The sequence below is a fragment of the Streptomyces sp. NPDC050732 genome, assembly GCF_040654255.1.
Lineage (GTDB): Bacteria > Actinomycetota > Actinomycetes > Streptomycetales > Streptomycetaceae > Streptomyces.
Window position 1 is genome coordinate 119,740 of sequence record NZ_JBFAHP010000004.1, and the last position, 22,161, is coordinate 141,900.

General features: G+C 69.7%; 17 protein-coding genes. 8 read left to right on the top strand and 9 right to left on the bottom strand.

Features of this window, described 5'->3' with window-relative positions; genetic code table 11:
• The first annotated feature begins 4 nt into the window (after positions 1-4).
• On the top strand, positions 5-571 hold the full coding sequence (locus AB0H82_RS05325) for a peroxidase-related enzyme (protein ID WP_362989010.1): 567 nt from the start codon (positions 5-7) through the stop codon (positions 569-571).
• Between the two features lie 11 nt (positions 572-582).
• Positions 583-2,424 (top strand): asparagine synthase (glutamine-hydrolyzing), encoded by a 1,842-nt coding sequence (asnB, locus tag AB0H82_RS05330; protein WP_362989012.1) that lies wholly within the window; start codon positions 583-585, stop codon positions 2,422-2,424.
• Positions 2,425-2,427: 3 nt separating this feature from the next.
• On the opposite strand, the gene AB0H82_RS05335 is transcribed toward asnB, so the two are convergent.
• The 4 genes from AB0H82_RS05335 to AB0H82_RS05350 all read right to left on the bottom strand — a co-directional run bounded on the left by AB0H82_RS05335 (position 2,428) and on the right by AB0H82_RS05350 (position 8,041).
• Positions 2,428-3,810: a hypothetical protein gene (locus AB0H82_RS05335; protein WP_362989014.1), complete on the bottom strand. Its 1,383-nt coding sequence runs from the start codon at positions 3,808-3,810 to the stop codon at positions 2,428-2,430.
• On the bottom strand, positions 3,797-5,245 hold the full coding sequence (locus tag AB0H82_RS05340) for an aminotransferase class V-fold PLP-dependent enzyme (protein WP_362989016.1): 1,449 nt from the start codon (positions 5,243-5,245) through the stop codon (positions 3,797-3,799). The genes AB0H82_RS05335 and AB0H82_RS05340 overlap by 14 nt, the downstream gene beginning before the upstream one ends.
• 12 nt (positions 5,246-5,257) lie before the next feature.
• A complete protein-coding gene (locus AB0H82_RS05345; protein ID WP_362989018.1) occupies positions 5,258-6,724 on the bottom strand; it encodes a M1 family metallopeptidase in 1,467 nt (488 codons plus the stop codon).
• A 69-nt stretch (positions 6,725-6,793) separates the two neighbouring features.
• A complete protein-coding gene (locus AB0H82_RS05350) occupies positions 6,794-8,041 on the bottom strand; it encodes an aminotransferase class V-fold PLP-dependent enzyme (protein WP_362989020.1) in 1,248 nt (415 codons plus the stop codon).
• A 103-nt stretch (positions 8,042-8,144) separates the two neighbouring features.
• Here AB0H82_RS05350 and AB0H82_RS05355 point away from each other — a divergent pair, with 103 nt between their 5' ends.
• Positions 8,145-9,488, top strand: a complete 1,344-nt coding sequence (locus AB0H82_RS05355) for an amidase (protein ID WP_362989022.1) — start codon at positions 8,145-8,147, stop codon at positions 9,486-9,488.
• A 13-nt stretch (positions 9,489-9,501) separates the two neighbouring features.
• Here AB0H82_RS05355 and AB0H82_RS05360 read toward each other — a convergent pair whose 3' ends face one another.
• Positions 9,502-10,224 (bottom strand): winged helix-turn-helix transcriptional regulator, encoded by a 723-nt coding sequence (locus tag AB0H82_RS05360; protein ID WP_362989024.1) that lies wholly within the window; start codon positions 10,222-10,224, stop codon positions 9,502-9,504.
• A gap of 199 nt (positions 10,225-10,423) precedes the next feature.
• A complete protein-coding gene (locus AB0H82_RS05365; RefSeq protein WP_362989026.1) occupies positions 10,424-11,590 on the bottom strand; it encodes a magnesium and cobalt transport protein CorA in 1,167 nt (388 codons plus the stop codon).
• 175 nt (positions 11,591-11,765) lie between these two features.
• On the opposite strand from AB0H82_RS05365, the gene AB0H82_RS05370 reads away from it, so the two are divergent.
• Entirely contained in the window at positions 11,766-12,977 is a 1,212-nt protein-coding gene (locus AB0H82_RS05370; RefSeq protein WP_362989028.1) for a winged helix DNA-binding domain-containing protein, read from the top strand.
• 46 nt (positions 12,978-13,023) lie between these two features.
• On the opposite strand, the gene AB0H82_RS05375 is transcribed toward AB0H82_RS05370, so the two are convergent.
• On the bottom strand, positions 13,024-13,896 hold the full coding sequence (locus tag AB0H82_RS05375; RefSeq protein ID WP_362989030.1) for a helix-turn-helix transcriptional regulator: 873 nt from the start codon (positions 13,894-13,896) through the stop codon (positions 13,024-13,026).
• Between the two features lie 126 nt (positions 13,897-14,022).
• Here AB0H82_RS05375 and AB0H82_RS05380 point away from each other — a divergent pair, with 126 nt between their 5' ends.
• Together AB0H82_RS05380 and AB0H82_RS05385 are read left to right on the top strand one after the other, a co-directional pair.
• Complete coding sequence (locus AB0H82_RS05380) at positions 14,023-15,723, top strand: AMP-binding protein (protein WP_362989032.1); 1,701 nt, start codon at positions 14,023-14,025, stop codon at positions 15,721-15,723.
• On the top strand, positions 15,720-17,351 hold the full coding sequence (locus AB0H82_RS05385; RefSeq protein ID WP_362989034.1) for an AMP-binding protein: 1,632 nt from the start codon (positions 15,720-15,722) through the stop codon (positions 17,349-17,351). Before AB0H82_RS05380 ends, AB0H82_RS05385 begins: the two co-directional genes overlap by 4 nt.
• On the opposite strand, the gene AB0H82_RS05390 is transcribed toward AB0H82_RS05385, so the two are convergent.
• Positions 17,305-17,889, bottom strand: a complete 585-nt coding sequence (locus AB0H82_RS05390; RefSeq protein WP_362989036.1) for a GNAT family N-acetyltransferase — start codon at positions 17,887-17,889, stop codon at positions 17,305-17,307. The genes AB0H82_RS05385 and AB0H82_RS05390 overlap by 47 nt on opposite strands.
• 158 nt (positions 17,890-18,047) lie before the next feature.
• Between AB0H82_RS05390 and AB0H82_RS05395 the strand changes: the two genes are divergently transcribed.
• Positions 18,048-19,295 carry an MFS transporter gene (locus AB0H82_RS05395; protein ID WP_362989263.1) on the top strand — a complete coding sequence of 416 codons (1,248 nt, stop codon included), beginning with the start codon at positions 18,048-18,050 and terminating at the stop codon, positions 19,293-19,295.
• Here the strand turns inward: AB0H82_RS05395 and AB0H82_RS05400 are convergent.
• Entirely contained in the window at positions 19,255-19,986 is a 732-nt protein-coding gene (locus tag AB0H82_RS05400) for a hypothetical protein (RefSeq protein ID WP_362989038.1), read from the bottom strand. The genes AB0H82_RS05395 and AB0H82_RS05400 overlap by 41 nt on opposite strands.
• A 256-nt stretch (positions 19,987-20,242) precedes the next feature.
• Here AB0H82_RS05400 and gcl point away from each other — a divergent pair, with 256 nt between their 5' ends.
• Complete coding sequence (gene gcl / locus AB0H82_RS05405; RefSeq protein WP_362989040.1) at positions 20,243-22,030, top strand: glyoxylate carboligase; 1,788 nt, start codon at positions 20,243-20,245, stop codon at positions 22,028-22,030.
• Positions 22,031-22,161 lie beyond the last annotated feature (131 nt).

Genomic DNA, 22,161 nt, shown 5'->3' on the forward strand with positions numbered 1-22,161 from the left:
CGTGATGCCACACATCACCGTTGACGCCCGGATGCCCGGCATCTTCGGGCTCTTCAACTACCGCCCCGAAACCGCCAAACCACTCCTCGAATTCTGTGAGGCGCTGCTGCGCGACGACACCTCCCTCTCGCGGGGCGAGCGCGAACTCATCGCGGGGCATGTGTCCAACCTCAACGCCAGTCCGTTCTGCGCCAACGGGCACTTCGCGATCGCGGCAGCCCAGCTGGACGACGGCGAGGCCATCGTCGACGGCGTCAGGTCACGGTCGACCGCCACCGCGATCAGCCCGAAGATGACGGCGCTGCTCGACATCGCGACGAAGGTGACCGCCGACGGCAAGACCGTTCAGGACGCGGACGTCGCCAAGGCACGCGAGGCCGGAGCCACGGAGCGCGACGTGCACGACGCGGTCCTCATCGCCGCTGCCTTCGCCATGTTCAACCGCTACGTCGACGGGCTGGGTGCCGTGGTGCCCGAGGACCCGGAATTCTACAAATCCATGGCCGCGGGACTCGTCAGCCAGGGGTACGCCGCCGGCGTCCGCTCCAGGACCGAGCGCGAGCCGGCCTAGGGAGATCATCGATGTGCGGAATCACCGGCTGGGTCTCGTTCGACGCAGGGTTCGGTGCCCGGCCGGCCGAGGTCATCGAGGCCATGACGTCGGCCGTGTCGCGCCGCGGCCCGGATGCGACCGGAACATTCATCCGCGCGAACGTCGCTCTCGGGCACCGGCGCCTGGCCGTGATCGATCCGGCCGGTGGCCGGCAGCCGATGGTGGCGACCGAGGCCGGCCGTGACATCGCGCTCGTCTACAGCGGTGAGATCTACAACTACACCGAGCTGCGGGCCGAACTCAAGGCGCTCGGTCGCGGATTCGAGACGAGAAGCGATACCGAAGTCCTGCTCCAGGGCTATCTGGAGTGGGGAGAGTCGGTCGTCGAGCGACTCAACGGAATGTTCGCCTTCGCGATCTGGGACGGACGGCGAGAGCGGTTGTTCCTCGCGCGGGACCGCTTCGGTATCAAGCCCCTGTACTTCTACCGCATACCCTCCGGGATCGTCTTCGGGTCCGAGCCGAAGGCGATCCTCGCCCACCCACTGGCCGACCGCACGGTCACCGCGGACGGTCTGCGCGAACTGTTCGCGATGACCGGCCAGCCCGGCTGGTCGCTGTGGCGCGACATGGACCAGGTACGGCCGGGCACGACGCTCACGGTCGAGCGCAAGGGCATCACTCCGTGCACCTACTGGAGTCTGCGGACCCGGCAACATACCGACGACCTGCCGACCACGGTCGAGCGCGTGCGTGAACTGCTCGACGACATCGTCGAACGACAGCTCGTCTCCGACGTCCCCCTGTGCCTGCTGCTCTCCGGTGGTCTGGACTCAAGTGCCCTCACCGGACTCGCCACCGCGACCGACGCGGCGAAACGCAAGGGCCTGCGGACCTTCTCCGTCGACTTCGAGGACCAGGAGGCGACGTTCGTACCCGATGAAATCCGCGATACGCCGGACGCCCCGTTCGTCCGGGAGGTCGTCGAATTCGTCAGGACCAACCACCACCGCGTCGCTCTCGATCAAAACACCCTTTCGAGGCCGGGCGTGCGCCGTGCCGTCGTCGGCGCCCGCGATATCCCCGCCGGGCTCGGCGACATGGACAACTCGCTGTATCTGCTCTTCCGCGCGATTCGCGAACAGTCCACCGTTGCCCTCTCCGGAGAGTCCGCGGACGAAATCTTCGGGGGGTACATCTGGTTCCATCACCCGCAGTCCGTCAACGCGGACAACTTCCCCTGGCTGGCCTTCCGCAGCGCCTTCACCGCCGACCGGTTCGCCCTGCTGAACCGCGACCTGAGGGCGAAGCTGGAGCTGGAGGATTTCATCGCCGACCAGTACGCCGTCTCCCGCAAGGAGGTGGAACAGCTCCCCGGAGACGACGACCACGAACGGCGGATGCGGCGCATCAGCCACCAGCACCTCACCAGGTTCCTTCCCATGCTGCTCGACCGCAAGGACCGTGCCTCCATGGCCGTCGGGCTGGAAGTGCGCGTTCCGTACTGCGACCATCGTCTGGTCGAGTACGTCTACAACACACCGTGGTCGTTCAAGACCTTCGACGGCCGCGAGAAGAGCCTTCTGCGCGAGGCCACCAGCGCCGTGGTGCCCCGGGCCGTCCGCGACCGTGTGAAGAGCCCCTACCCGACGAGCCAGGACCCCCAGTACGCGGCAAGCCTCGCCGGCCAGCTGTCCGAGATCCTCGCGCGACCCGACCACCCCGTCTTCGCGATCGTCGATCGGCGGTGGGCACAGGCGGCCACCGAGATCCCGCCGGACAAGATGCCCGGGGACGTGCGAGCCGGACTGGACCGGATACTCGACGTGTATCACTGGCTCGACATGTACTCGCCCGACCTTCTGTTGTAGAGCTCATCGGGGCATGCTCGGCGCGCTGTTCCTCAGGGGCCTTCGCCTGGAGTTGCGCACCATTCTCGCGAGAGCCGGTGGGCTCAGCAGCGATGCGGGGGACGCCACCATGTTGGCCACGTCCCACAGCCTCGTCGCGACAGCCGGGTCATGCTGGCCTGCCACCACACATCGGGTGACGTACCGATTGATCATCTTCGTCGGCCAGGGCCGATGGCCGCGGGTCTCGGGGTAGACGAAATCGGCTCCGGCAGCCGTCGCCCAGGCCGGCGACACCGCACGTGCGGACAGACGGTAGAACGTGCGGGCGAACTCCGGGGCCATGACATCGCACCGCGCCAGGGCTTGCTGCAGCGCGACGACCTGGACCGCCGCGGAGGTCATGCCCTGCCCGTACAGGGCGTTGAGGCTGCATACGGAATCGCCGACACACACGAAGCCGCGTGGGTGGGCCGCGAGCCGGTGGTACAGCCGCCACTCGCTTCCGGGCAGCCGGTGGCGCACCGCCGCGCCGATGGGCCGTTCGTCCTCGACGATGGACGCTATTTTGGCGGTGGGGAGGGTCCGGGCCCAGCTGAGGTATCCGGCCAGGTCGGCCGGTGCTCCCTCGCCGTGCAGCCCGGCGAGGGTGATGATCCACCTGTCGCCCTCGATCGGCATCGCCGTGCCGAACCGTTTTCTGGCCCGCGGGTGGCTGATGACGAAGTATCCGGCGGCGCCATCGCTGCGCACACTCGCCGACCGGTGGAAGACACGGGTCGTGTAGCGCACATCGGATTGGACCAGCTGTACGTCGGGGCAGGGGTGTCCGAGCTCGGTCAGCCAGTGGTCGGCCCGCGACCGTCGTCCGGAGCAGTCCACGACGAGAGCGGCGTCGAGCACCGTTGTCCCGCCGGACGGGTCGCGCACGCGGACCCCGCCGACAGCGCCGTCGCCGCCGGCCAGACCGACCGCTTCACCGGTGCGGAGTTCGACGACTCCGTTGCCCCCGACGCGCTCGCGTACCAGGAACTCCAACAGCGGACGTGAGCACGAGACGATGGGGGCCGCGTCGGGAACCGCCGCACGGTAGCCCCTGTGCTGCCACCACCACACCCGGCCCATGGGCATGACGACAGCGCCGTGCCGGATCAGGTCGTCCGTGATGCCGGGGAACAGGGTGTTGAGGATCTGCTCGCCGCGGCGCAGGAGCGTATGAGGGTGCCTCGCCTGCGGGACACCGCGCCGGACACCGGTGCTTGTCGTATCCACGTCGTCACGGTCGATGATGACGACCTCATCGAATGCGGCCGAGAGCGCCTGTCCTGTCAGCAGGCCGGCGATGCTGCCGCCGATCACCACGGCTCTCTGCAAGGTGACCCCGCCTTCGGTTTCAACAGCGCTCACGCGGCGGCAGGCCGGTGAGACTCTCGGTGGTCTGGACGAAGTTCCGCCAGCTCAACAGGAATGAGTCAAAACGGGAAAGGTCCTGGAAATTGGAGACCGGTCCGAGCGAGATCCGTAGCGCACCGCCGGTCTGAATCCCGACCTCGTGCCGGTAGTGGTCGACCGTGTAGGGGCCGTTGCCGAGCCGGCCGGCGCGTAACAGGTCGTCCGTATCGAGGTGGAACGCGGCCTCTCCGACGCCGGGGTTGCAGAAGCAGCCGGTCCGCAACGCTATGTTCATGCCGACGGATCGGCTCTCGACAAGGCGTTCATCGACCATGCGGCCGTTCCTGTCCATGACGTTGAACGCGATGGTGGGGCCCCTGTCGATCACATCGCCGGGGCCGTAGACCGCGCACATCGGCATGCCGTTGTCGTGCTTCAGTTCCGTGATGCGATGCAGCGTGTACTGCAGCAGACTCGCCATGCGTGCCCGCGCCAGGTCCCGTTTGACGACGTGCGTGACATAGTCCAGTCCGATGCTGACACCGACCGCCCCGAGGAAGTTCGGCGTGCCGTCCTCGAACCCCTCCGCTCCCGGCGCGAGCGCGTGCCAGCCCCCCATCGCGCTGGACGCGATCACGGTGCCGCCCGAGAACCAGGGGCGCCGCAGATCGGCCAGCGCCTCCTGCCGCGCGACGAGGCAGCCGATACCGGTCGGCCAGCCGAAGATCTTGTAGAACGAGATCGGTACGAAGTCGGGCTTGTGCCTGGCCAGGTCGAGGTCCTGCGACAGCACGAGGGCGGCCGCGTCGAGCAGCACCTTCCAGCCGTGGGCGTGGGCCACGTCGATCCAGTCGAGCGAATGGCGCACCCCGGAGAAGTTGCTCTGGGCCGGGTAGGCGAAGAGCGAGGGGCCGTCGGTCCCACCGGCGAGTACCCGGGTCGTCCCGTCGACGTCGGCTCTCAGGTCCGCGCCGAGCGGTACGGTCGTCACCTCGGCGCCCATCCGCTCGGCGTACTCACGAATGCCCAGGACAGAGTTGTGGTTGTCCTGGAGAAGACCGAGACGGGACGGTGCGGCGAAGGGGAACGATTCGGCGACCAATCGGATCGCGGCCGAGGCGTTCGCGCAGAACACCACGGTGTATTCATCGGGTGAGGCGTTCAGGAAGTCGAGCACGGCCCGCCGCGCCGCTGTGATGGCTTCCGTCGAGCGCCGCGAGGGCAGGCTCACCGAGTGCGGATTGCCCCAGATGCCGTCGCAGACGGAGTCGCGGTACCTGTCCAGCTGGTATCGACCGGGAAGCGCGCTGCCGGTGTAGTCCAGGTACACCTGGCCGAGTCGATCCAGTGGTGAGAAGTCACGGGCGCGGACCTCGTCGAGGTGATCCGCGGCGGCGTACTGCCAGTAATGGCTCGTGAAGTCCGCGAAACTCAGCTCGGTGGCCGACATGACGGGCTCCTCTCACTTCTGTGATTGAGGGTCTCCGGTGCGGCGGATGAACCGAAGCGAGGGCGGTTCGAGGTCGGTGCGGGTGGCCATTCCCGGTGGCGGGTCCGGGCATCGGCGCGCGAACAGCCAGGGCTGCATGATCTCGGCGGTGTCGGTCCCGCCGGCCGACGCGGCCGTGGCGAGGAACTGCGGCAGTGATCCGTGGTGGTGGCGGTGGGCGGTGCACCACGTGCGCAGGCACCTCATGAACGCGTCGTCGCCGATCGACCGGCGAAGAACATGGGTCGCCATCGCTCCGCGTTCGTAGACCTGGGTCGACAGGAGGTGGGCGGGTGAGGGGTCGCCGGGCGGGATCCGCCAGTAGTCCGTGTCCGCGGCCCGAAGGTGGTAGAAGCAGCTGAACAGCTCGTCCGTGGTGCCCTCGTCGTTCTTCTCCGACCACATCCAGGACAGGTAGGTGGAGATGCCTTCGCTGATCCAGATGTCGTTCCAGGCCGAGAGGCTGACCGAGTTGCCGAACCAGTGATGAGCCATCTCGTGTGCCACGACGTACGAGTCGAGGCTGTGGTGAAAGAAGCGGTCGCCGTAGATCGGATGGGTCTGGGTCTCCAGTGCGTGCGGTCCTGCCATCCGTGTCACCACTCCGCCGATGGCGTCGAACGGGTAGGGGCCCAGGAGGGTTTCGAGCCAGGCACGGACTGTCGGCGTGGTTTCGACGGAGGCCCGGGCCAGCGGTGCGTTGTCGTTGACCCCGTCGCCGTAGGCGGAGACCCATTGCGAGCCGCGGTCGTCGAGGGTGTCGATCTCGATCCGCATCCTGTCGATGAGCAGCGAGTAGAGGTAGGAGGCCACGGGTTCTGTTGTCACCCAGCGGAAGCGGTTCGCACGCGAGGTACGCGCGTGTTCGACGAGTCGGCCCGGGGCAATGGCGACGAATCCGCGCGGCACGGTGATGACGAGGTCGTAGGTCCCCTTGCGTGACGGGTGGTCGTTGGTGGGAAACCAGAACGCGGCCGCATGTGGTTCCCTCGCGGCGAGGGCACCCAGAGGTGTGTTCAGCCAGGAACGTTCGCCTCGGATCTCCACCTCTCCGGGCATTCCCGCGTACGTGATCTCGATGTGGTGCTTTCCGGCGCCGAGACCGGTGTCGGGTGCGATGACGAGCTTCCCGGGGACCGCCTTGGGGGCCAGCGTGGAGCCGTCGACGACCACTTCGAGGGCCGGCAGTCCGAAGTCGAGCGCGATTGCCGGTACGTCCGCGGCGACGGCGATCTCCAGGCGTGCCAGTCCCTGGAGCACGCCACTGGTGATGTCGAAATCGACCTCAAGCGCGTGGTGGGTGATGGTGAACAAGTCGGAACCGTCGACGGGGAAATAGGGGTCCCCCACACCGGCCAGGCCCGAGCCGGCCAGCGGCGAGGAGCCCGCGTGCCGGGCCGCTTCGGCCAGTACTTTGTCGAATTCCGTCTGGTCAGTCATGGCCGAGATCCCTCGATCGTGGCGGTCCGTGCCCCGGCAGGTGGCACCGCGCGCTGGAGTCGACAGACGTCATCGGCACAGGCCGGCGACTGCGTCGATCGCGTTTTCGACGTCGGTTTCGGAGTTCGCGATGGTGGCGGCGACCCGGGCGTACGACCGCGGGTACGGCGTCGTGGCCGAGCGGATGTGCTGTGTCGCAAGACCGGTCACGACTTCACGGGGGTCGAGCCCGTTGACCTCGAAGCACACGATGCCCGCACTCATGTGCTCCGGCAGCGGGGTGATCAGGCGAACCCCGTGAAGGGCGGCGAGCCCTTCGCGGAGCCGTGTGTTCAGGCGGAGCACGCGTCGGCAGATCTTGGTCTTCCCGATGCTTGTCAGGAAGTCGACCGCCGCGGGAACGGCGTACAGGTACTCGTAGGCGACAAAGCCACCGGGTGAGACGAATGAGGCGCGTGTGGGCGGCAGGGGTTTTCGGCCGGCCCAGGCTTCGAACACGTCTGCGTCGAGTTCGAAGGTGGGAATCGTGGGATCGACATAGCGCCAGCTCGCGGTCCTGCCCCAGATGAATCCCGTGCCGCGGGGGCCGTGCATCCACTTGTGGATTCCTGACACGAAGAAGTCCGCGCCCAACCTGTCGACCGGCTCGTCGAGGACCCCGCAGCCGTGGACGCCGTCGACCACGATCAGCGGACTCGGACGCGCCCCGTACCAGGAGCGGATCGCGTCTGCCGCCTTGCGTACGGGCATCCGCACCCCGCTGCCCGAGTACACCCAGGTCAATCCGACGACGCGGGTACGAGCGGTGAGTGCGCCGAGCACGCGATCGATCAGTTCGTCCTCCGTCACCGCCGCGCCGTCCTCGTACAGCGACACGAATCGCGTGACGGCACCGCATTTCTCGGCCTTGCGCCGGGCCGCTTCGTGATGGGAGTAGTGGTCGTGCTCGGAGAGCAGGATCTCGTCGCCCGGGTGGAGTTGCAGTCCGGCGTACAGCAGACCCAATCCGGCCGTCGTGCTCTGCACGAGTGCGAACTCGTCCGGCCGTGCCCCCACATAAGAGGCGATCGCGGATTTTACCTGGAAGATCATGTTCGCTTCGCCGGGTGCCAGCGCGGCGAGTTCGGCCCACTCCGGTCGCGCGTCGATTCGACAGGCCAGCTCCGCGATCGCTTCGCGCACCGGTTTCGGATGCGAGGACAACATGAACGAGGTGAAGTCGGCCCAGTCCGGGTGGAGATTGAAATTCGCCCGCACCTCCGCCCAGTTGATGCCATCCGTGGTCTCTCGCATCGTGAGGTCGGTGTCCTTCTGCATAGGCGGATCGTTCCTCCGCGAGCATGAGGCTTGGTAGGTCACTATATGTTAGATATAGTGGCATGCTGGCGGTGTCGCCTGCAAGACATGGGAGGTGCTGGGAGTGACTGACCAGTCGACCGAACCGGGCGCGGGCACATCGGATTCCGAGCGGGCGCGGGCTGTTTCAGCTGTGGATGTCCGCGAACACGTCACCCGTCTTGATGCGGACCTGGGATTCCTGGCGACGACACTGCCGCCCGCTCCGTCCCGGCCGGATGCGCCCTTCACGGGCGAGCCGCTGCTGGTCAAGGATCTCGATCTCAAGCTGGCCCACGCGCCGTTGTGGCGCGGGAACCGCGTCCTGCGCGAGCACGGCGCCGTCTCGGGCCGCGACGACCCTCTGGGGCGGCGTCTGCGGGAACTCGGGTTCGACATCGTCGGGCGGACCAAGTCCGCCGAGTTCGGTCTCGCGGTGACCACCGAGCCGCTTGCCTACGGTCCGGTGCGCAATCCGTGGGATCGCGATCACGGCGCCGGAGGGTCGTCCGGCGGCTCGGCGTGCGCCGTGGCCGCGAGGGCGGTGCGGATCGCGCACGGGACGGACTTGGGCGGGTCTCTCCGTATTCCGGCGGCTCATTGTGGAGTCTTCGCGTTGAAGCCCGGTCTCATGGGGCCCGCGACGACGCCGACGTTCGAGGACTGGAATCAGCACGGGTTCGTCGCGAGCAGGGTCGACGACCTGCGCCGGATGCTCCCGGTGCTGGGCCGGGGCCAGGCGTCCGACGCCGGCCGTCCCGGTACGGATGGTCCGGGTCGGCGACTCCGGGTCGGCGTACTCGCTGCGGCTGTGAGTTCCGCGATCGACGTCGGTGGCGGTTCCGTCGAGGTGGTGCAACGGATGGCGGACAGGCTCAGTGACCAGGGCCATCATGTGCTCCCGGCCCATCCCCAAGTCCTTGAGCAGTTCGATCAGTTCGCGATGAGGACCACTCCCATGCTCGCGGGCTGGCTGGCGAAGGAAGTGGCGGACGCTTCGGAAGACCTCGGCCGACCGCTGACCGAAGCCGATATGGAGCCCGGCACCGCCCGGATGCTGGCCATGGCAGCCATGGCGACGCCCGAAGCCGTCAGGGATACGGTGGAGTGGCTGCGCCGACTCGTCACGGATCTCACGGCGTGGTGGGACCGGTTCGACATCCTGTTGAGCCCCACGGTGCCCGTTCAGGCGCCGCGGCTCGGGTGGTTCGGGGATCCCGACACCGCGATGCACCGCACCTTCGGCATGATGCAGTACACCGCGATGTTCAACGCGAGCGGACAGCCGGCCCTCACTGTTCCCTGCGTCGGGGCGGGAGGCCTGCCGTACGGAGTGCAGCTCGTCGGAACGCACGGGTCCGAGGCGAACCTGCTGGACCTTGCCGAGCAGTTGGGTCCCGCGGAGGCGCCGACACTGCCGGGACGGTGATCACGGACAGGCCTTAGGACACCGCTTCGACAAGGCCTTCGCCGGCCGGTGGCTTGTCGCCTGGCTTGTCGCCGCCCGAATCGAGGCTGAGGCCCAGGAGCTTGAGGCAGCGCGACAGCGCCGTCGAGTCGCCGCTGATCGACATCCGTCCGGACAGCACCGCGTCGAGCGGGCTGACCTGTTCGGTCCCGATCCGTATGAAGGTTTCGGGGTCGGAGCTCACGACCAGCGCCGCCTTCCGCGGTGCGGGCCCTTCGACGACGGTGGCGGTCCCGTTCTCGCACACCACGCAGAAAACGTGGTCCCCGATGCGGAACTCATATGCTTCATCGGCCTCTGGTGCCGGCCCGGCCGCGACCATCGCCTCCACCGCCACCATGCCCCACTCGGCACGCACCAGATCGGTGGGCTCATAAGAGGTGATGTGCGACAGGCCCCATGAGGCCAGCCCGAGAATGACCGGCCTGAGGGCCTCACCGCTCTCCGTCAGCCGGTACTCGACTCCACGGCCGTCGCCGGGGACCGGCTCCCGCTCGATCAATCCCTCATCGGTCAGCATTTGCAGTCGCGCGGCGAGGAGATTCGGTCCGATACCGACCAGACTCTCACTGAGGAGTTGGTTGTATCGCTTCGGTCCGTTGATCAGGTCACGAATGATGAGCAGGGTCCAGCGCTCCCCGACAATGTCCAGCGCCGCCGCGACGGCGCACATCTGCCGATATCGCTTCGTTCCCATATAGTCTCACCTCCGTGCGCAGTTCAGCCACGCACTCTACAGTGTACTCAGCAGCGGTCGGGCCCGGGCCCGGCAGTGGCCTCGTCCGAGGTCGGAGGGTTGGGGAGTGCGCGGCGGCCCAGCTCACTATTTCGGCATATACGTTTCCCCTCGGGCCCGCCTCGTCCGCCTCGCCCGCGGGCGGTCGGCAGCCGATTGTTCAGAGCCATCCGCGGCGCTTGAAGATGAGGTACAACCCCACGCATACAACGCCCATGAGGGTGATGGCGAAGGGGTATCCGAACGCCCAGCGCAGTTCCGGCATTTCCTCGAAGTTCATCCCGTAGATCGTGCCGACCAGCGTCGGGGCGAAGAGGATGGCGGCCCAGGCCGAGATTTTCTTGATTTCCTCGTTCTGTTCGAAACCCGCTTCGGCCAGGGCCCGCATCTCCGCGTTCTGCTGCTGCGTGACCAGGGTCGCGTTGACCGTGAGGATGTCGGCCAGGGCCTGGCGGAAGCCGTCGACTCGTTCGCTGGTGTGGGTGACGTGGTCGGCGACGTCGCGCAGGTAGCGCTGGAGTTCCTCGTCCGTGCCGTACTTCGCGAAGCCCGCCATCAGGGCGTGCAACATGCTGACCAGGGGGCGCGTCGCCCGTTGGAACTCGACCATTTCGCGGGAGAGTTCGTAGATGCGGCGGGAGACCTCCGGGTCGCCTCGGAAGACCTCCGTCTCGATCTCGTCGATGTCGTTCTGGACGCCCGCGACGACCGGGGCGTAGCCGTCGACCACCGCGTCGAGGATCGCGTACAGCACCGCCTCGGGGCCGAGCCGGAGGAGGTCGGGGGAGTCCTCCATGCGGCGGCGGACCGCCGACAGGTCGGGGGCCGCGCCGTGCCGGACCGTGATGACGAAGTCGGGGCCCACGAAGACGTGCAGTTCGCCGAATTCGACCTCCTCGGGCGCGTCGAGGTAGCGGGCCGCGCGCAGGACGACGAAGAGTGTCTCTCCGTACCGTTCCAGTTTCGGGCGCTGGTGGGCCTCCATCGCGTCTTCCAGGGCCAGTTCGTGGAGGTCGAACTCGGCGGCAAGGGAGAGGAGTTCGGCTTCGGTCGGGCGCGCCAGGCCGATCCATGCCATGCCGTCCGGTGCCTCGCGCAGCTCGCGGAAGGTGTCGGCGAGGGAGCCGGGCGTCGCCACGCGGACGCCGTCGCGGTACAGCGCCGCCTCGATGACGCTGTCCGCGGCCGGCCGGGGGGTGGCCTCCGCGGGCTCCGGGTGCGGCTGGGGGCTCTGGGGGGTTGGCGCCTCCGGTGGCCGCGTCATACGCCGCCACGTGTGCTTCTTGGTGTTCGCGGTCGGTGTGGAACGGGTGCGGCGCTCCGCCATGCCGGCCGCCTCCTTCCTCTGTCGGATGTCGGATATCGGATGTCGGACTGTCCGGGCATGGCGCAGGTTATGCGGGTCAGCGGTGCGGATGGGCGTGCCGAGCCGGGGTGGGGCCCGCAAATCCTCGTACGGATCGCGGACCGTACCTGTCCTCGGTCCGCGTTAGCGTGCCGCCATGAAGACGACGAAACCGGTCCCGGCAGGTTCGGCACCCGTCCTGGGGGCGCGTGCTCTCAACCGGGCCACTCTTGAGCGGCAGCTCCTGCTGCGTCGGGCGGGTGACCTGTCCGTCAAGGACGCCGTGGCCCACGTCGTCGGACTCCAGGCGCAGAACGTCAGACCGCCCTACTACGCGCTCGCCGCGCGCCTCGAACACTTCGATCCCGCCGAGCTCTCCGCACTCCTCGAAGCGCGCGAGCTGGTCCGCATCGTCACCCTGCGCTCCACCATCCACCTGCACACCGCCGACGACGCCCGCACCCTGCGCCCGCTCGTACAGGCCGCACGCGAACGTGAGCTGTCGGGCTTCCGCGCGGGACTGGCCGGCGTCGACCTGACCGAACTCGCCCAGCTCGCCCGCGAGGCCGTCGAGGTGGCGCCCCGCACGATGAAGCAACTGCGTGAGCTGCTGCTCGTCCGGTGGCCCGACGCCGACCCGCAGTCCCTCGCCGTCGCCGCCCGCTGTACGTTGCCGCTCGTCCAGGTCACCCCGCGGGGGCTGTGGAGGCGCAGCGGACAGGTCGCGCTCACCACCCTGAGTACGTGGCTCGGCGACGGCGACGGCGATGGGGATGACGGTGATGGTGGCGGTGGCGGTGGCGGCAAGTCAGGGCGGGGGGACGCCGAGGCGACCAGCGCCGCCTCCCTCGACGCCGCCGTCCTGCGCTACCTCGCCGCCTTCGGTCCCGCCTCCGTCCAGGACATGCAGACCTGGGCCCGGCTCACCCGGCTCCGGGAAGTCTTCGAGCGGCTGCGGCCCCGGCTGCGTACCTTCCGCGACGAGAACGGCGTCGAGCTCTTCGACCTGCCCGACGCGCCGCGCCCCGACGCCGACACCCCTGCCCCGGCCCGCTTCCTGCCCGAGTACGACAACCTCCTCCTCTCGCACGCCGACCGGTCCCGCGTCGTCCCCGCCGAGTACAAGGGCCGCACATGGAAAGGGAACTACTCCTACTGCGTCTTCCTCCTCGACGGGTTCCTCGCCGGAGTGTGGCGGCTGGTGGAGGACGCCAGGAGCGGGAGCGCCGTGCTCACCATCGAGCCGTTCGGGCGGCCCGGCCGCGCCCGGCGCGACGCGTTGGTGCGGGAGGCGGAGCACATGCTGACGCGGATCGCGGAGACGTCCTCGTCGTACGACATCCGCTTCGGGACCGTCATCGACACCTGAGGCGTACGGCATCCGCTGCGGGACCGTCATCGAGGCCTGACGGGAGTCACGGCAGCAACCCCGCACGCCGCGCCGCCACCACCGCCTCCAGGCGCGTGTGCGCGCCCAGCTTCCGCATCGCGGAGCGCAGATAGCCCTTCACCGTCTCCGGGCGGAGTCCGAGCCGGTCGGCCGCGGCCGCGTTCGTCACGCCCGCGGCCACGCAGGACAGGACGTCGACCTCGCGGGGGGCGAGGGCGACGGGGCGGGTTCCGGTGCGGTCCGGGATCGTCACCGCCGACTCCAACCTGCCGCACACCGAGAGGAGTTCGGCCCGGAGCGCCGCGTCCACGACGCGCGGCGCCAGGGCCCGCAGCGCCGCGTGCGCCTCACGCACCCGCTCCCACGCCCCCGGGTCCGCCACCGCGCCGGGCGCCCCCGGGTCCGCCGGTCCCGCCACCGGCTCCCGGGCCGCCGCGAGCAGTGACCGCACCTCGTCCCGTACGAGGAGGGCCTGCTCCACGTCGCGGGCCGCGGCCACCGCCGCCGTCAGCGTCCGGTCGCCGAGCGGCTGGGCCGCGCGCAGCGCGCCGTACAGCACTCCGCGCACCCGGCGACGTACCACCACGGGGACCGCGAGCACCGACCGCAGGCCCTCGGCCGCCACCGCGGCGTCGTACTCGTGGCTGATGTGCCGCGACACGTGGTAGTCGGTGACCGCGCACGGCCGCGAGAGCGCGACCGCCTTGCCGCCGAGGCCGTTCCCGGAGGAGATGGCGAGGCCTTGCAGGGCGCGCGTCCCCGTGCCGCTCAGTTCGCCGATCCGCACCTGGCCGGGACCGTCGAGGAGACCGCCGAAGGCCACCGGGAGACCCGTGCCGCGGCGCAGCCGCAGCAGGGCGGTCCGCAACTCCGCCGTCTCGCCGTCGTCAGCCGACACGCCATCCGCCCTCTCGTCCCGCGACACCCCCGTCCGGGGGTAGTGCAACCCGCATCACGAATTACACGATGTCGCGTAGCGTCCGGCAATGAGTACGGCGGCACGAGCGGAGTGCATGGGGTGCATATGACGACTGACGGGACGAGTGCCACGGAGCAGTTCCGTACCGCACGGGACTTCCTCCTGCGGCATCGAGAGGACTACGCCACCGCGTACGAGGGCTTCGCGTGGCCGCGGCCCGAGCGGTTCAACTGGGCCCTCGACTGGTTCGACGTCATCGCCGAGGGCAATGACAGGACCGCCCTGCACATCGTCGAGGAGGACGGTGCGGAGTCCCGGTTCTCCTTCGCGCAGCTGTCCGCCCGCTCGAACCGCGTCGCCAACTGGCTGCGCGCGCGGGGCGTCCGGGCCGGTGACCGCATCGTCGTGATGCTCGGCAACCAGGCCGAACTCTGGGAGATCGCCCTCGCCGCGATGAAGCTGCGCGCCGTCGTCATCCCGGCGACGCCGCTGCTCGGCCCCGTCGACCTGCGAGACCGCATCGACCGGGGCCGCGCCCGGCACGTCGTCGTACGCTCCGAGGACACGGCGAAGTTCGACGACGTGCCCGGTGACTACACCCGCGTCGTCGTGGGCGGCGAGCGCGAGGGCTGGGTCGCGTACGCCGAGGTCGACGACGCGTCCCATGCGTCCGACGTGCCCGACGTCTTCGAGCCCGAAGGCATCACCCTCGCCGACGACCCGCTGATGCTCTACTTCACCTCGGGCACCACCGCCCGTCCGAAGCTCGTCGAGCACACCCATGTGTCGTACCCCGTCGGCCACTTGGCGACGATGTACTGGATCGGCCTCAAGCCCGGCGACGTCCATCTGAACATCTCCTCGCCCGGCTGGGCCAAGCACGCCTGGTCGAACCTCTTCGCCCCCTGGAACGCCGAGGCGACGGTCTTCATCCACAACTACGCGCGCTTCGACGCGGGGCGGCTCATGGCGGAGATGGACCGGGCCGGTGTGACGTCGTTCTGCGCGCCGCCCACCGTGTGGCGCATGCTCATCCAGGCCGATCTGACCCAGCTGCGCACCCCGCCGCGCGAGGTCGTCGCCGCGGGGGAGCCGCTCAACCCCGAGGTCATCGAGCAGGTGCGGCGCGACTGGGGCGTCACCATCCGCGACGGTTTCGGGCAGACCGAGACGGCCGTCCAGGTCGCCAACTCGCCCGGTCAGGAGCTGAAGCCCGGCTCCATGGGCCGCCCCACGCCCGGTTTCGCCGTCGAGCTCCTCGACCCGGTGACCGGCGCGCCGGGGGCAGTGGAAGGGGAGATCGCCCTCGATCTCGGGGCGGACCCCGTCGGCCTGATGGCCGGCTACCACGGCGACCCCGAGCGCACGGCGGAGGCCATGGCGGGCGGCTACTACCGCACCGGCGACATCGGTTCGCGCGACGCCGACGGCTACATCACCTATGTCGGCAGGGCCGACGACGTCTTCAAGGCCTCCGACTACAAGATCTCGCCGTTCGAGCTGGAGAGCGCGCTCCTGGAGCACGAGGCGGTGGCCGAGGCGGCCGTCGTGCCGGCGCCCGACCCGGTGCGGCTCGCCGTCCCCAAGGCGTACGTCGTACTCGCCGACGGCTTCGAACCGGGCCCGGGCACCGCGAAGTCGCTCTTCGAGCACTCCCGCGCGGTGCTCGCCCCCTACAAGCGGCTGCGCCGCATCGAGTTCGGCGCGCTTCCCAAGACGGTGTCGGGCAAGATCCGCCGCATCGAGCTGCGCGAGGCGACCGCCGCGGGCTCGGACGCGGAGTACCGCGAGGAGGACTTCCGGTGAGCGAACTGTCCTACGCGCACGGGGTGAGCGGCACGCCGCTGCTCGGCGACACCATCGGGCAGAACCTCGACCGGGCCGTCGCGGCCTGGCCGGAGCGGGACGCGCTCGTGGACGTCGCGGCGGGCAGGCGTTGGACGTACGCCGAATTCGGCGCCGCCGTCGCGGAGTTGGCGCGCGCGTTCATCGGGGCGGGCGTCGCCAAGGGGGACCGCGTCGGGATCTGGGCGGTGAACTGTGCCGAGTGGGTGCTCGTGCAGTACGCCACCGCGCGCGTCGGCGCCATCATGGTGAACATCAACCCGGCCTACCGTGCGCACGAGCTGGAGTTCGTGCTCAAGCAGGCGGGCGTCTCCGTCCTCGTCGCCTCGCAGGCACACAAGAGCAGCGACTACCGCGCGCTCGTCGACGAGGTGCGGCCGCGCTGCCCCGGGCTCCGCGCCGTCCACTACATCGGGGACGGCTCGTGGGACGCCCTGCTGGGCCGCGCCGCCTCCGTGAGTGCGGCGGAACCGGCCGCGCGCGAGGCCGGGTTGAGCTGCGACGACCCCGTGAACATCCAGTACACCTCGGGCACCACCGGCTTCCCCAAGGGGGCCACGCTCTCCCACCACAACATCCTCAACAACGGCTACTGGGTGGGCCGTACGGTCGGCTACACCGAACAGGACCGGGTCTGCCTCCCCGTCCCCTTCTACCACTGCTTCGGCATGGTGATGGGCAACCTCGGCGCCACGTCGCACGGCGCGTGCATCGTCATCCCCGCACCGTCCTTCGACCCCGCCGCCACCCTGCACGCCGTCGAGCGCGAGCGCTGCACCTCGCTGTACGGGGTGCCGACGATGTTCATCGCGGAGCTGAACCTCGCCGACTTCGCGACGTACGACCTGAGTTCGCTGCGCACCGGCATCATGGCGGGCTCGCCCTGCCCGGTCGAGGTGATGAAGCGGGTCGTCGCCGAGATGCACATGGCGGAGGTCTCCATCTGCTACGGCATGACGGAGACGTCGCCCGTCTCCACGCAGACGCGTCGCGACGACGACCTGGAGCGCCGCACCGGCACGGTCGGTCGCGTCCTGCCGCACGTCGAGGTGAAGGTCGTCGACCCGGCGACCGGCGTGACCGTGCCGCGCGGCACCTCCGGCGAGCTCCGCACCCGCGGCTACAGCGTGATGCTCGGCTACTGGAACGAGCCCGAGCGGACCTCCGAGGTCATCGACGCCGGGCGCTGGATGCACACCGGTGACCTCGCGGTGATGCGCGAGGACGGCTACGTCCAGATCGTCGGCCGCATCAAGGACATGATCATCAGGGGTGGCGAGAACATCTACCCCCGCGAGATCGAGGAGTTCCTGTACCGCCACCCGAAGGTCGCCGACGTGCAGGTGGTGGGCGTGCCGGACGAGCGGTACGGGGAGACGCCGCTGGCCTGCGTGATCCTGCGGGACCCCGACGACGTACTGACCCTGGAGGAGCTCCAGGCGTACTGCCGCGGCCGGTTGGCCCACTACAAGATCCCGGCCGCGCTGCGCATCCTGGACTCCTTTCCCATGACGGTCTCCGGGAAGGTGCGCAAGATCGAGCTCAGGGAGCGGTTCGGGGAGCGGGGCGGGGAGCGGGGCGGGGAGTGACGCCGCCCCGGGCCGCGTGGAGGTCGCGGGCCATGCAGAGGCGGGGCCAGCGGTCGAGGCCGAGCGCCGCCTCGTGCGCGCGGATCTTCCGCAGGGCCGGGGTGAGGTCGCTCTCCGCGAGCGGGCGGAAGCCGATGCGGGCGTAGTACGGGGCGTTCCACGGCACGTCGGCGAACGTGGTCAGGGTCAGCGCGGCCGCACCCTCCGCACGGGCCCGTTCCGCGGCGTGGTCGATGAGGGCACGGCCGACGCCGCGGCGGGCGGCGCGCGGGTGCACGGAGACCTGCTCGATGTGGAGCGCGGCGGCGTCGGGCAGAGGCTCGGCGATCAGGTACGCGACCGGGGCGTCGTCCTCGTCGCCCTCGTCGACGGCGGCCCAGGCGCGGCCCGTCCGGCGGAACCGGTCCAGTTCCTCGGTGCTCGGCGGCTCGTCGTCCGCGATCGCGGCCATGCCGAGCGCACGGAAGGGCTCACCCGCGGCGCGCTCGATCTCCTGGAGCGCGGGCAGCTCGGCGGCGGTGACGGGGCGGATGAGCATACGGCGAGTATGCCCTGGCCAAAATCCCTTGTGCGGGCGGGCCCGAACCGGCGATCGTGGGCCGGTCCGTGTGCCGATCGCGTGAGGTGAGTGTGCGCCCGTCCAAGACCGGTGACTCCGAGGCCGGCGAGCGGGAGCCGGTCGGGCTGAGTCGCGGCATGGTTCTGCTGCTTGCCGTCACCTGTGGTGTCGCCGTTGGGAATGTCTACTTTCCGCAGGCTGTCAGTCCGTTGGTCGCCGACGGGCTGCACGTGTCGGCCGACACGGCGGCGCTCGTCGTGACGGCCACTCAGTTCGGTTACGCGGGCGGCATCTTCCTCCTCGTACCGCTCGGCGACCGCATCCCGTACCGGACGCTCATCGTCACGCTCCTCGCGCTCACCGGGCTCGGCCTGCTCGGCGCGGGCGTCGCGCCGGGGCTCTCGCCGCTGGTCGGCGCGAGCGTCCTCGTGGGCGTCACCACCGTCGTGGCCCAGGTCATCGCGCCGACGGCGGCCGGCCTCGTGCCCGCGGAACGCCGCGGCGCCGTCGCGGGCACGCTCCTGAGCGGGTCCATCGGCGGCATGCTGCTGTCCCGCGTCTTCGGCGGCACGGTGGGGGAGTGGCTGGGGTGGCGCGCCCCGTATCTGATGACGTCCGCCGTCGCGCTGCTCATCGCGTGCGTGCTGGTCCGCGCGCTGCCGAGGTCGACCGCGCCGTCCCGGCAGCGCTACCCCGCGCTGCTCGCCGAAACGCTCCGCCTGCTGCGCACCGAGCCCGACCTGCGCCGCTCCGGCTTCTACCAGGCGATGATCTTCGGTGGGTTCTCCGCCCTGTGGACCGGCGTGGCGCTGCTCCTGACCGGTCCCGAGTACGGGCTCGGCGCGTCGGCGGTCGGCGTGCTCGCCCTGGTCAACGCGGCGACCATGATCTGTACGCCGGTGGCGGGGCGGCAGGTGGACCGCCGGGGGTCCGACGCGGTCAGCCTCGTCTGCATCGTCGCCGTCCTGGTGGCGTCGGCCGTCCTCTTCGCCGGCGGCCTCGGCGGGGTGCCGGGACTCGTGGCTCTCGCGGTGGGGTCGCTGCTGCTCGACGTGGCGATGCAGTCGGGCACGGTCGCCAACCAGGTGCGGATCTTCGGGCTGAGCGACCGGGCGCGCGCCCGGCTCAACACGGCGTACATGACGTGCGCCTACCTCGGCGGCAGCGTCGGCTCCTGGCTCTCGGTGCACGCCTACGGCGCCTTCGGCTGGTCGGGGGTGTGCGGGCTCGTGGCGCTCCTCACGGCCCTGGCGCTCGGCCGCCACGTGGCGCACCTGCGCGGGGCGGGCCGGACAGGCGCGGACCGGGCAGGCGCGGACCGGACGGGCGCGGACCGGGGCGCCGTCACGCGCCCGTGGCGACCAGCTCGTCCGCCGCGCCGTTGACCGGCCGCGGTGTGCCGGTGAGGTCCATGGTGAACAGCGGTACGCCGAGGGCGTCCGCCCCGGCCCTGGCGCCGGCCGTGTACCCGGAGAGGGAGAAGAAGGCGCAGGCGACGGGGGTGTCACCGGCCTCGGCCAGGGCGGTCAGCCACAGACACTCGATGTCCCGCAGGGTGCTGGGCCGTGGCGCGGGCTCGACCTGCGCCAGCATGCCGCGCGCGGTGATCCGGGCCCCGGAGGGCGGGCGCCGCGCGGCACTCCGCGTGTTCGGATAGCCGAGCCACCGCAGATAGAGGGCGACCACGGTCACGGCATCACGCGCGTCCCGGATGGTCACCGGCCGGAAGGCGCGCCGGGCCCGCGGGGCCTCGGACGTCTCCGACCCGTACGAGGCCTCCCCACCCGCCACCGGAACGCGCAGCACCGCCCCGCAGGCGCAGTCCAGCTCGGGCTGCGGCCACTGGCCCTGCTCTCCGCAGGACCCGCACCGCACGGTGATCCACTCGTCCGCCCAGGCGCGTTCGGTCACGGGGGCCGCCGCCGCGCCGCGCGCCAACGGCGGGACCACCGGGGCGCCGCACGCGCAGGGATAGGACGGGGCCGCGTACAGATGCTCGCGCCGACAGTCCGGGCACCGCACCGGCACCGGCACCGGCACGTCACCGTCCGTCATCGTCACCACCACCTGCCGCATACGCCCTGTCGGCCCTCCCCATCCTCCACCCAAGGAATGCCCGGCGGCTGCCAGTTGAGGAGACGTTCCGCGGACGTCTCTTGACGGTCTCCGGCCCGCCCGCTTACATTGCTTCCATATAGCAGAACAAACTTTCCACAGTACGGAAAAGCTAATACGGAAGCCGAAGCTCACCGCGGGGCGCGACGGGAGCCGGATCCGCCAGCCGAATCCGGCAGCCGAAGAGCTGTCGAAGCTGTCGAAGCAGGAGAACCCCATGGCTCGTATGACCGCTGCCCGCGCGGCAGTTGAGATCCTCAAGCGCGAAGGCGTCGTCAACGCGTTCGGTGTGCCGGGCGCCGCGATCAACCCCTTCTACAAGGCGCTCAAGGAGGGCGGTGGCATCGACCACACCCTCGCCCGCCACGTGGAGGGCGCCTCGCACATGGCCGAGGGCTACACCCGGGCCGACCCGGGCAACATCGGCGTCTGCATCGGTACGTCGGGTCCGGCCGGCACCGACATGATCACCGGCCTGTACTCCGCGATCGGCGACTCCATCCCGATCCTCTGCATCACCGGCCAGGCCCCGACACACCTCCTGCACAAGGAGGACTTCCAGGCCGTCGACATCGCCACGATCGCCAAGCCGGTCACGAAGATGGCCGTCACCGTCCTGGAGGCCGCGCAGGTCCCCGGCGTCTTCCAGCAGGCCTTCCACCTGATGCGCTCGGGCCGCCCGGGCCCGGTCCTCATCGACCTGCCCATCGACGTCCAGCAGACGGAGATCGAGTTCGACCCGGAGACGTACGAGCCGCTGCCGGTCTACAAGCCGGCCGCGACCCGCGCCCAGATCGAGAAGGCGATCCGCTTCCTGGTCGAGTCGGAGCGCCCGCTGATCGTCGCGGGCGGAGGCATCATCAACGCCGACGCGAGCGACCTCCTGGTCGAGTTCGCCGAGCTGACCGACACCCCCGTCGTGCCGACCCTGATGGGCTGGGGCACCATCCCCGACGACCACGACCTGAACGCGGGCATGGTCGGCCAGCAGACCGGCCACCGCTACGGCAACGCGACGTTCCTGGAGTCGGACTTCGTCCTCGGCATCGGCAACCGCTGGGCCAACCGTCACACCGGCTACAAGCTGGACGTGTACACCCAGGGCCGCAAGTTCGTGCACGTCGACATCGAGCCGACCCAGATCGGCAAGATCTTCGCGCCCGACTACGGCATCGCGTCGGACGCCAAGGTCGCCCTGGAGCTGTTCGTCGAGGTCGCGAAGGAGCTCAAGGCCGCCGGTGAGCTGCCCGACCGCTCGGAGTGGGTCGCCTCCCACCTGAAGCGCAAGGAGACGCTGCAGCGCCGCACGCACTTCGACAACGTCCCGATGAAACCGCAGCGCGTCTACGAGGAGATGAACAAGGCCTTCGGGCCCGAGACGCGTTACGTCACCACCATCGGCCTGTCGCAGATCGCGGGCGCGCAGATGCTGCACGTCTACAAGCCGCGGCACTGGATCAACTGCGGCCAGGCGGGCCCGCTCGGCTGGACCATCCCGGCCGCGCTCGGCGCCTCCAAGGCCGACCCGGAGACCCCGGTCGTCGCCCTCTCCGGCGACTACGACTTCCAGTTCATGATCGAGGAGCTGGCGGTCGGCGCGCAGCACCGCATCCCGTACGTCCACGTGCTCGTGAACAACGCGTACCTGGGCCTGATCCGGCAGGCGCAGATCGGCCTTGACATCAACTTCCAGGTCAATCTGGAGTTTGAGAACCAGAACTCCCCGGAACTCGGTGTCTATGGTGTCGACCACGTCAAGGTCGCCGAGGGCCTCGGCTGCAAGGCGATCCGCGTCACCGAGCCCGACGAGCTCCTGCCCGCCTTCGAGCAGGCCAAGAAGCTTGCGGCGGAGCACCGGGTGCCGGTCGTCGTCGAGGCGATCCTGGAGCGCATCACCAACATCTCGATGAGCCCCACCGCCGACATCAGCGCGGTCAAGGAGTTCGAGGAGATCGCGACGGAGCCGGGCCACGCGCCCACGGCGATCCGGCCGCTGAAGGTCTGACGAAGACCTGTTGCAGGTCTGACACCACCCCCGGCAGGGGCGGTCCATCCGAGGGGGGTGGACCGCCCCTTCGGCGTGCGCGGGCCTACGGCTTGCACGGGGTGTTGTCAGTGCCTGGCCACATAATGCGG

What these genes read in the sequence shown, in the direction of transcription:
- AB0H82_RS05370 (WP_362989028.1), top strand. Translation starts at nt 11,766, where the DNA reads ATGAAGACGACGAAACCGGTCCCGGCAGGTTCGGCACCCGTCCTGGGG.
- AB0H82_RS05345 (WP_362989018.1), bottom strand. Translation starts at nt 6,724, where the DNA reads ATGACTGACCAGACGGAATTCGACAAAGTACTGGCCGAAGCGGCCCGG.
- AB0H82_RS05350 (WP_362989020.1), bottom strand. Translation starts at nt 8,041, where the DNA reads ATGCAGAAGGACACCGACCTCACGATGCGAGAGACCACGGATGGCATC.
- AB0H82_RS05340 (WP_362989016.1), bottom strand. Translation starts at nt 5,245, where the DNA reads ATGTCGGCCACCGAGCTGAGTTTCGCGGACTTCACGAGCCATTACTGG.
- asnB (WP_362989012.1), top strand. Translation starts at nt 583, where the DNA reads ATGTGCGGAATCACCGGCTGGGTCTCGTTCGACGCAGGGTTCGGTGCC.
- AB0H82_RS05325 (WP_362989010.1), top strand. Translation starts at nt 5, where the DNA reads ATGCCACACATCACCGTTGACGCCCGGATGCCCGGCATCTTCGGGCTC.
- AB0H82_RS05390 (WP_362989036.1), bottom strand. Translation starts at nt 17,889, where the DNA reads ATGCTCATCCGCCCCGTCACCGCCGCCGAGCTGCCCGCGCTCCAGGAG.
- AB0H82_RS05365 (WP_362989026.1), bottom strand. Translation starts at nt 11,590, where the DNA reads ATGGCGGAGCGCCGCACCCGTTCCACACCGACCGCGAACACCAAGAAG.
- AB0H82_RS05395 (WP_362989263.1), top strand. Translation starts at nt 18,048, where the DNA reads ATGGTTCTGCTGCTTGCCGTCACCTGTGGTGTCGCCGTTGGGAATGTC.
- AB0H82_RS05400 (WP_362989038.1), bottom strand. Translation starts at nt 19,986, where the DNA reads ATGCGGCAGGTGGTGGTGACGATGACGGACGGTGACGTGCCGGTGCCG.
- gcl (WP_362989040.1), top strand. Translation starts at nt 20,243, where the DNA reads ATGGCTCGTATGACCGCTGCCCGCGCGGCAGTTGAGATCCTCAAGCGC.
- AB0H82_RS05380 (WP_362989032.1), top strand. Translation starts at nt 14,023, where the DNA reads ATGACGACTGACGGGACGAGTGCCACGGAGCAGTTCCGTACCGCACGG.
- AB0H82_RS05360 (WP_362989024.1), bottom strand. Translation starts at nt 10,224, where the DNA reads ATGGGAACGAAGCGATATCGGCAGATGTGCGCCGTCGCGGCGGCGCTG.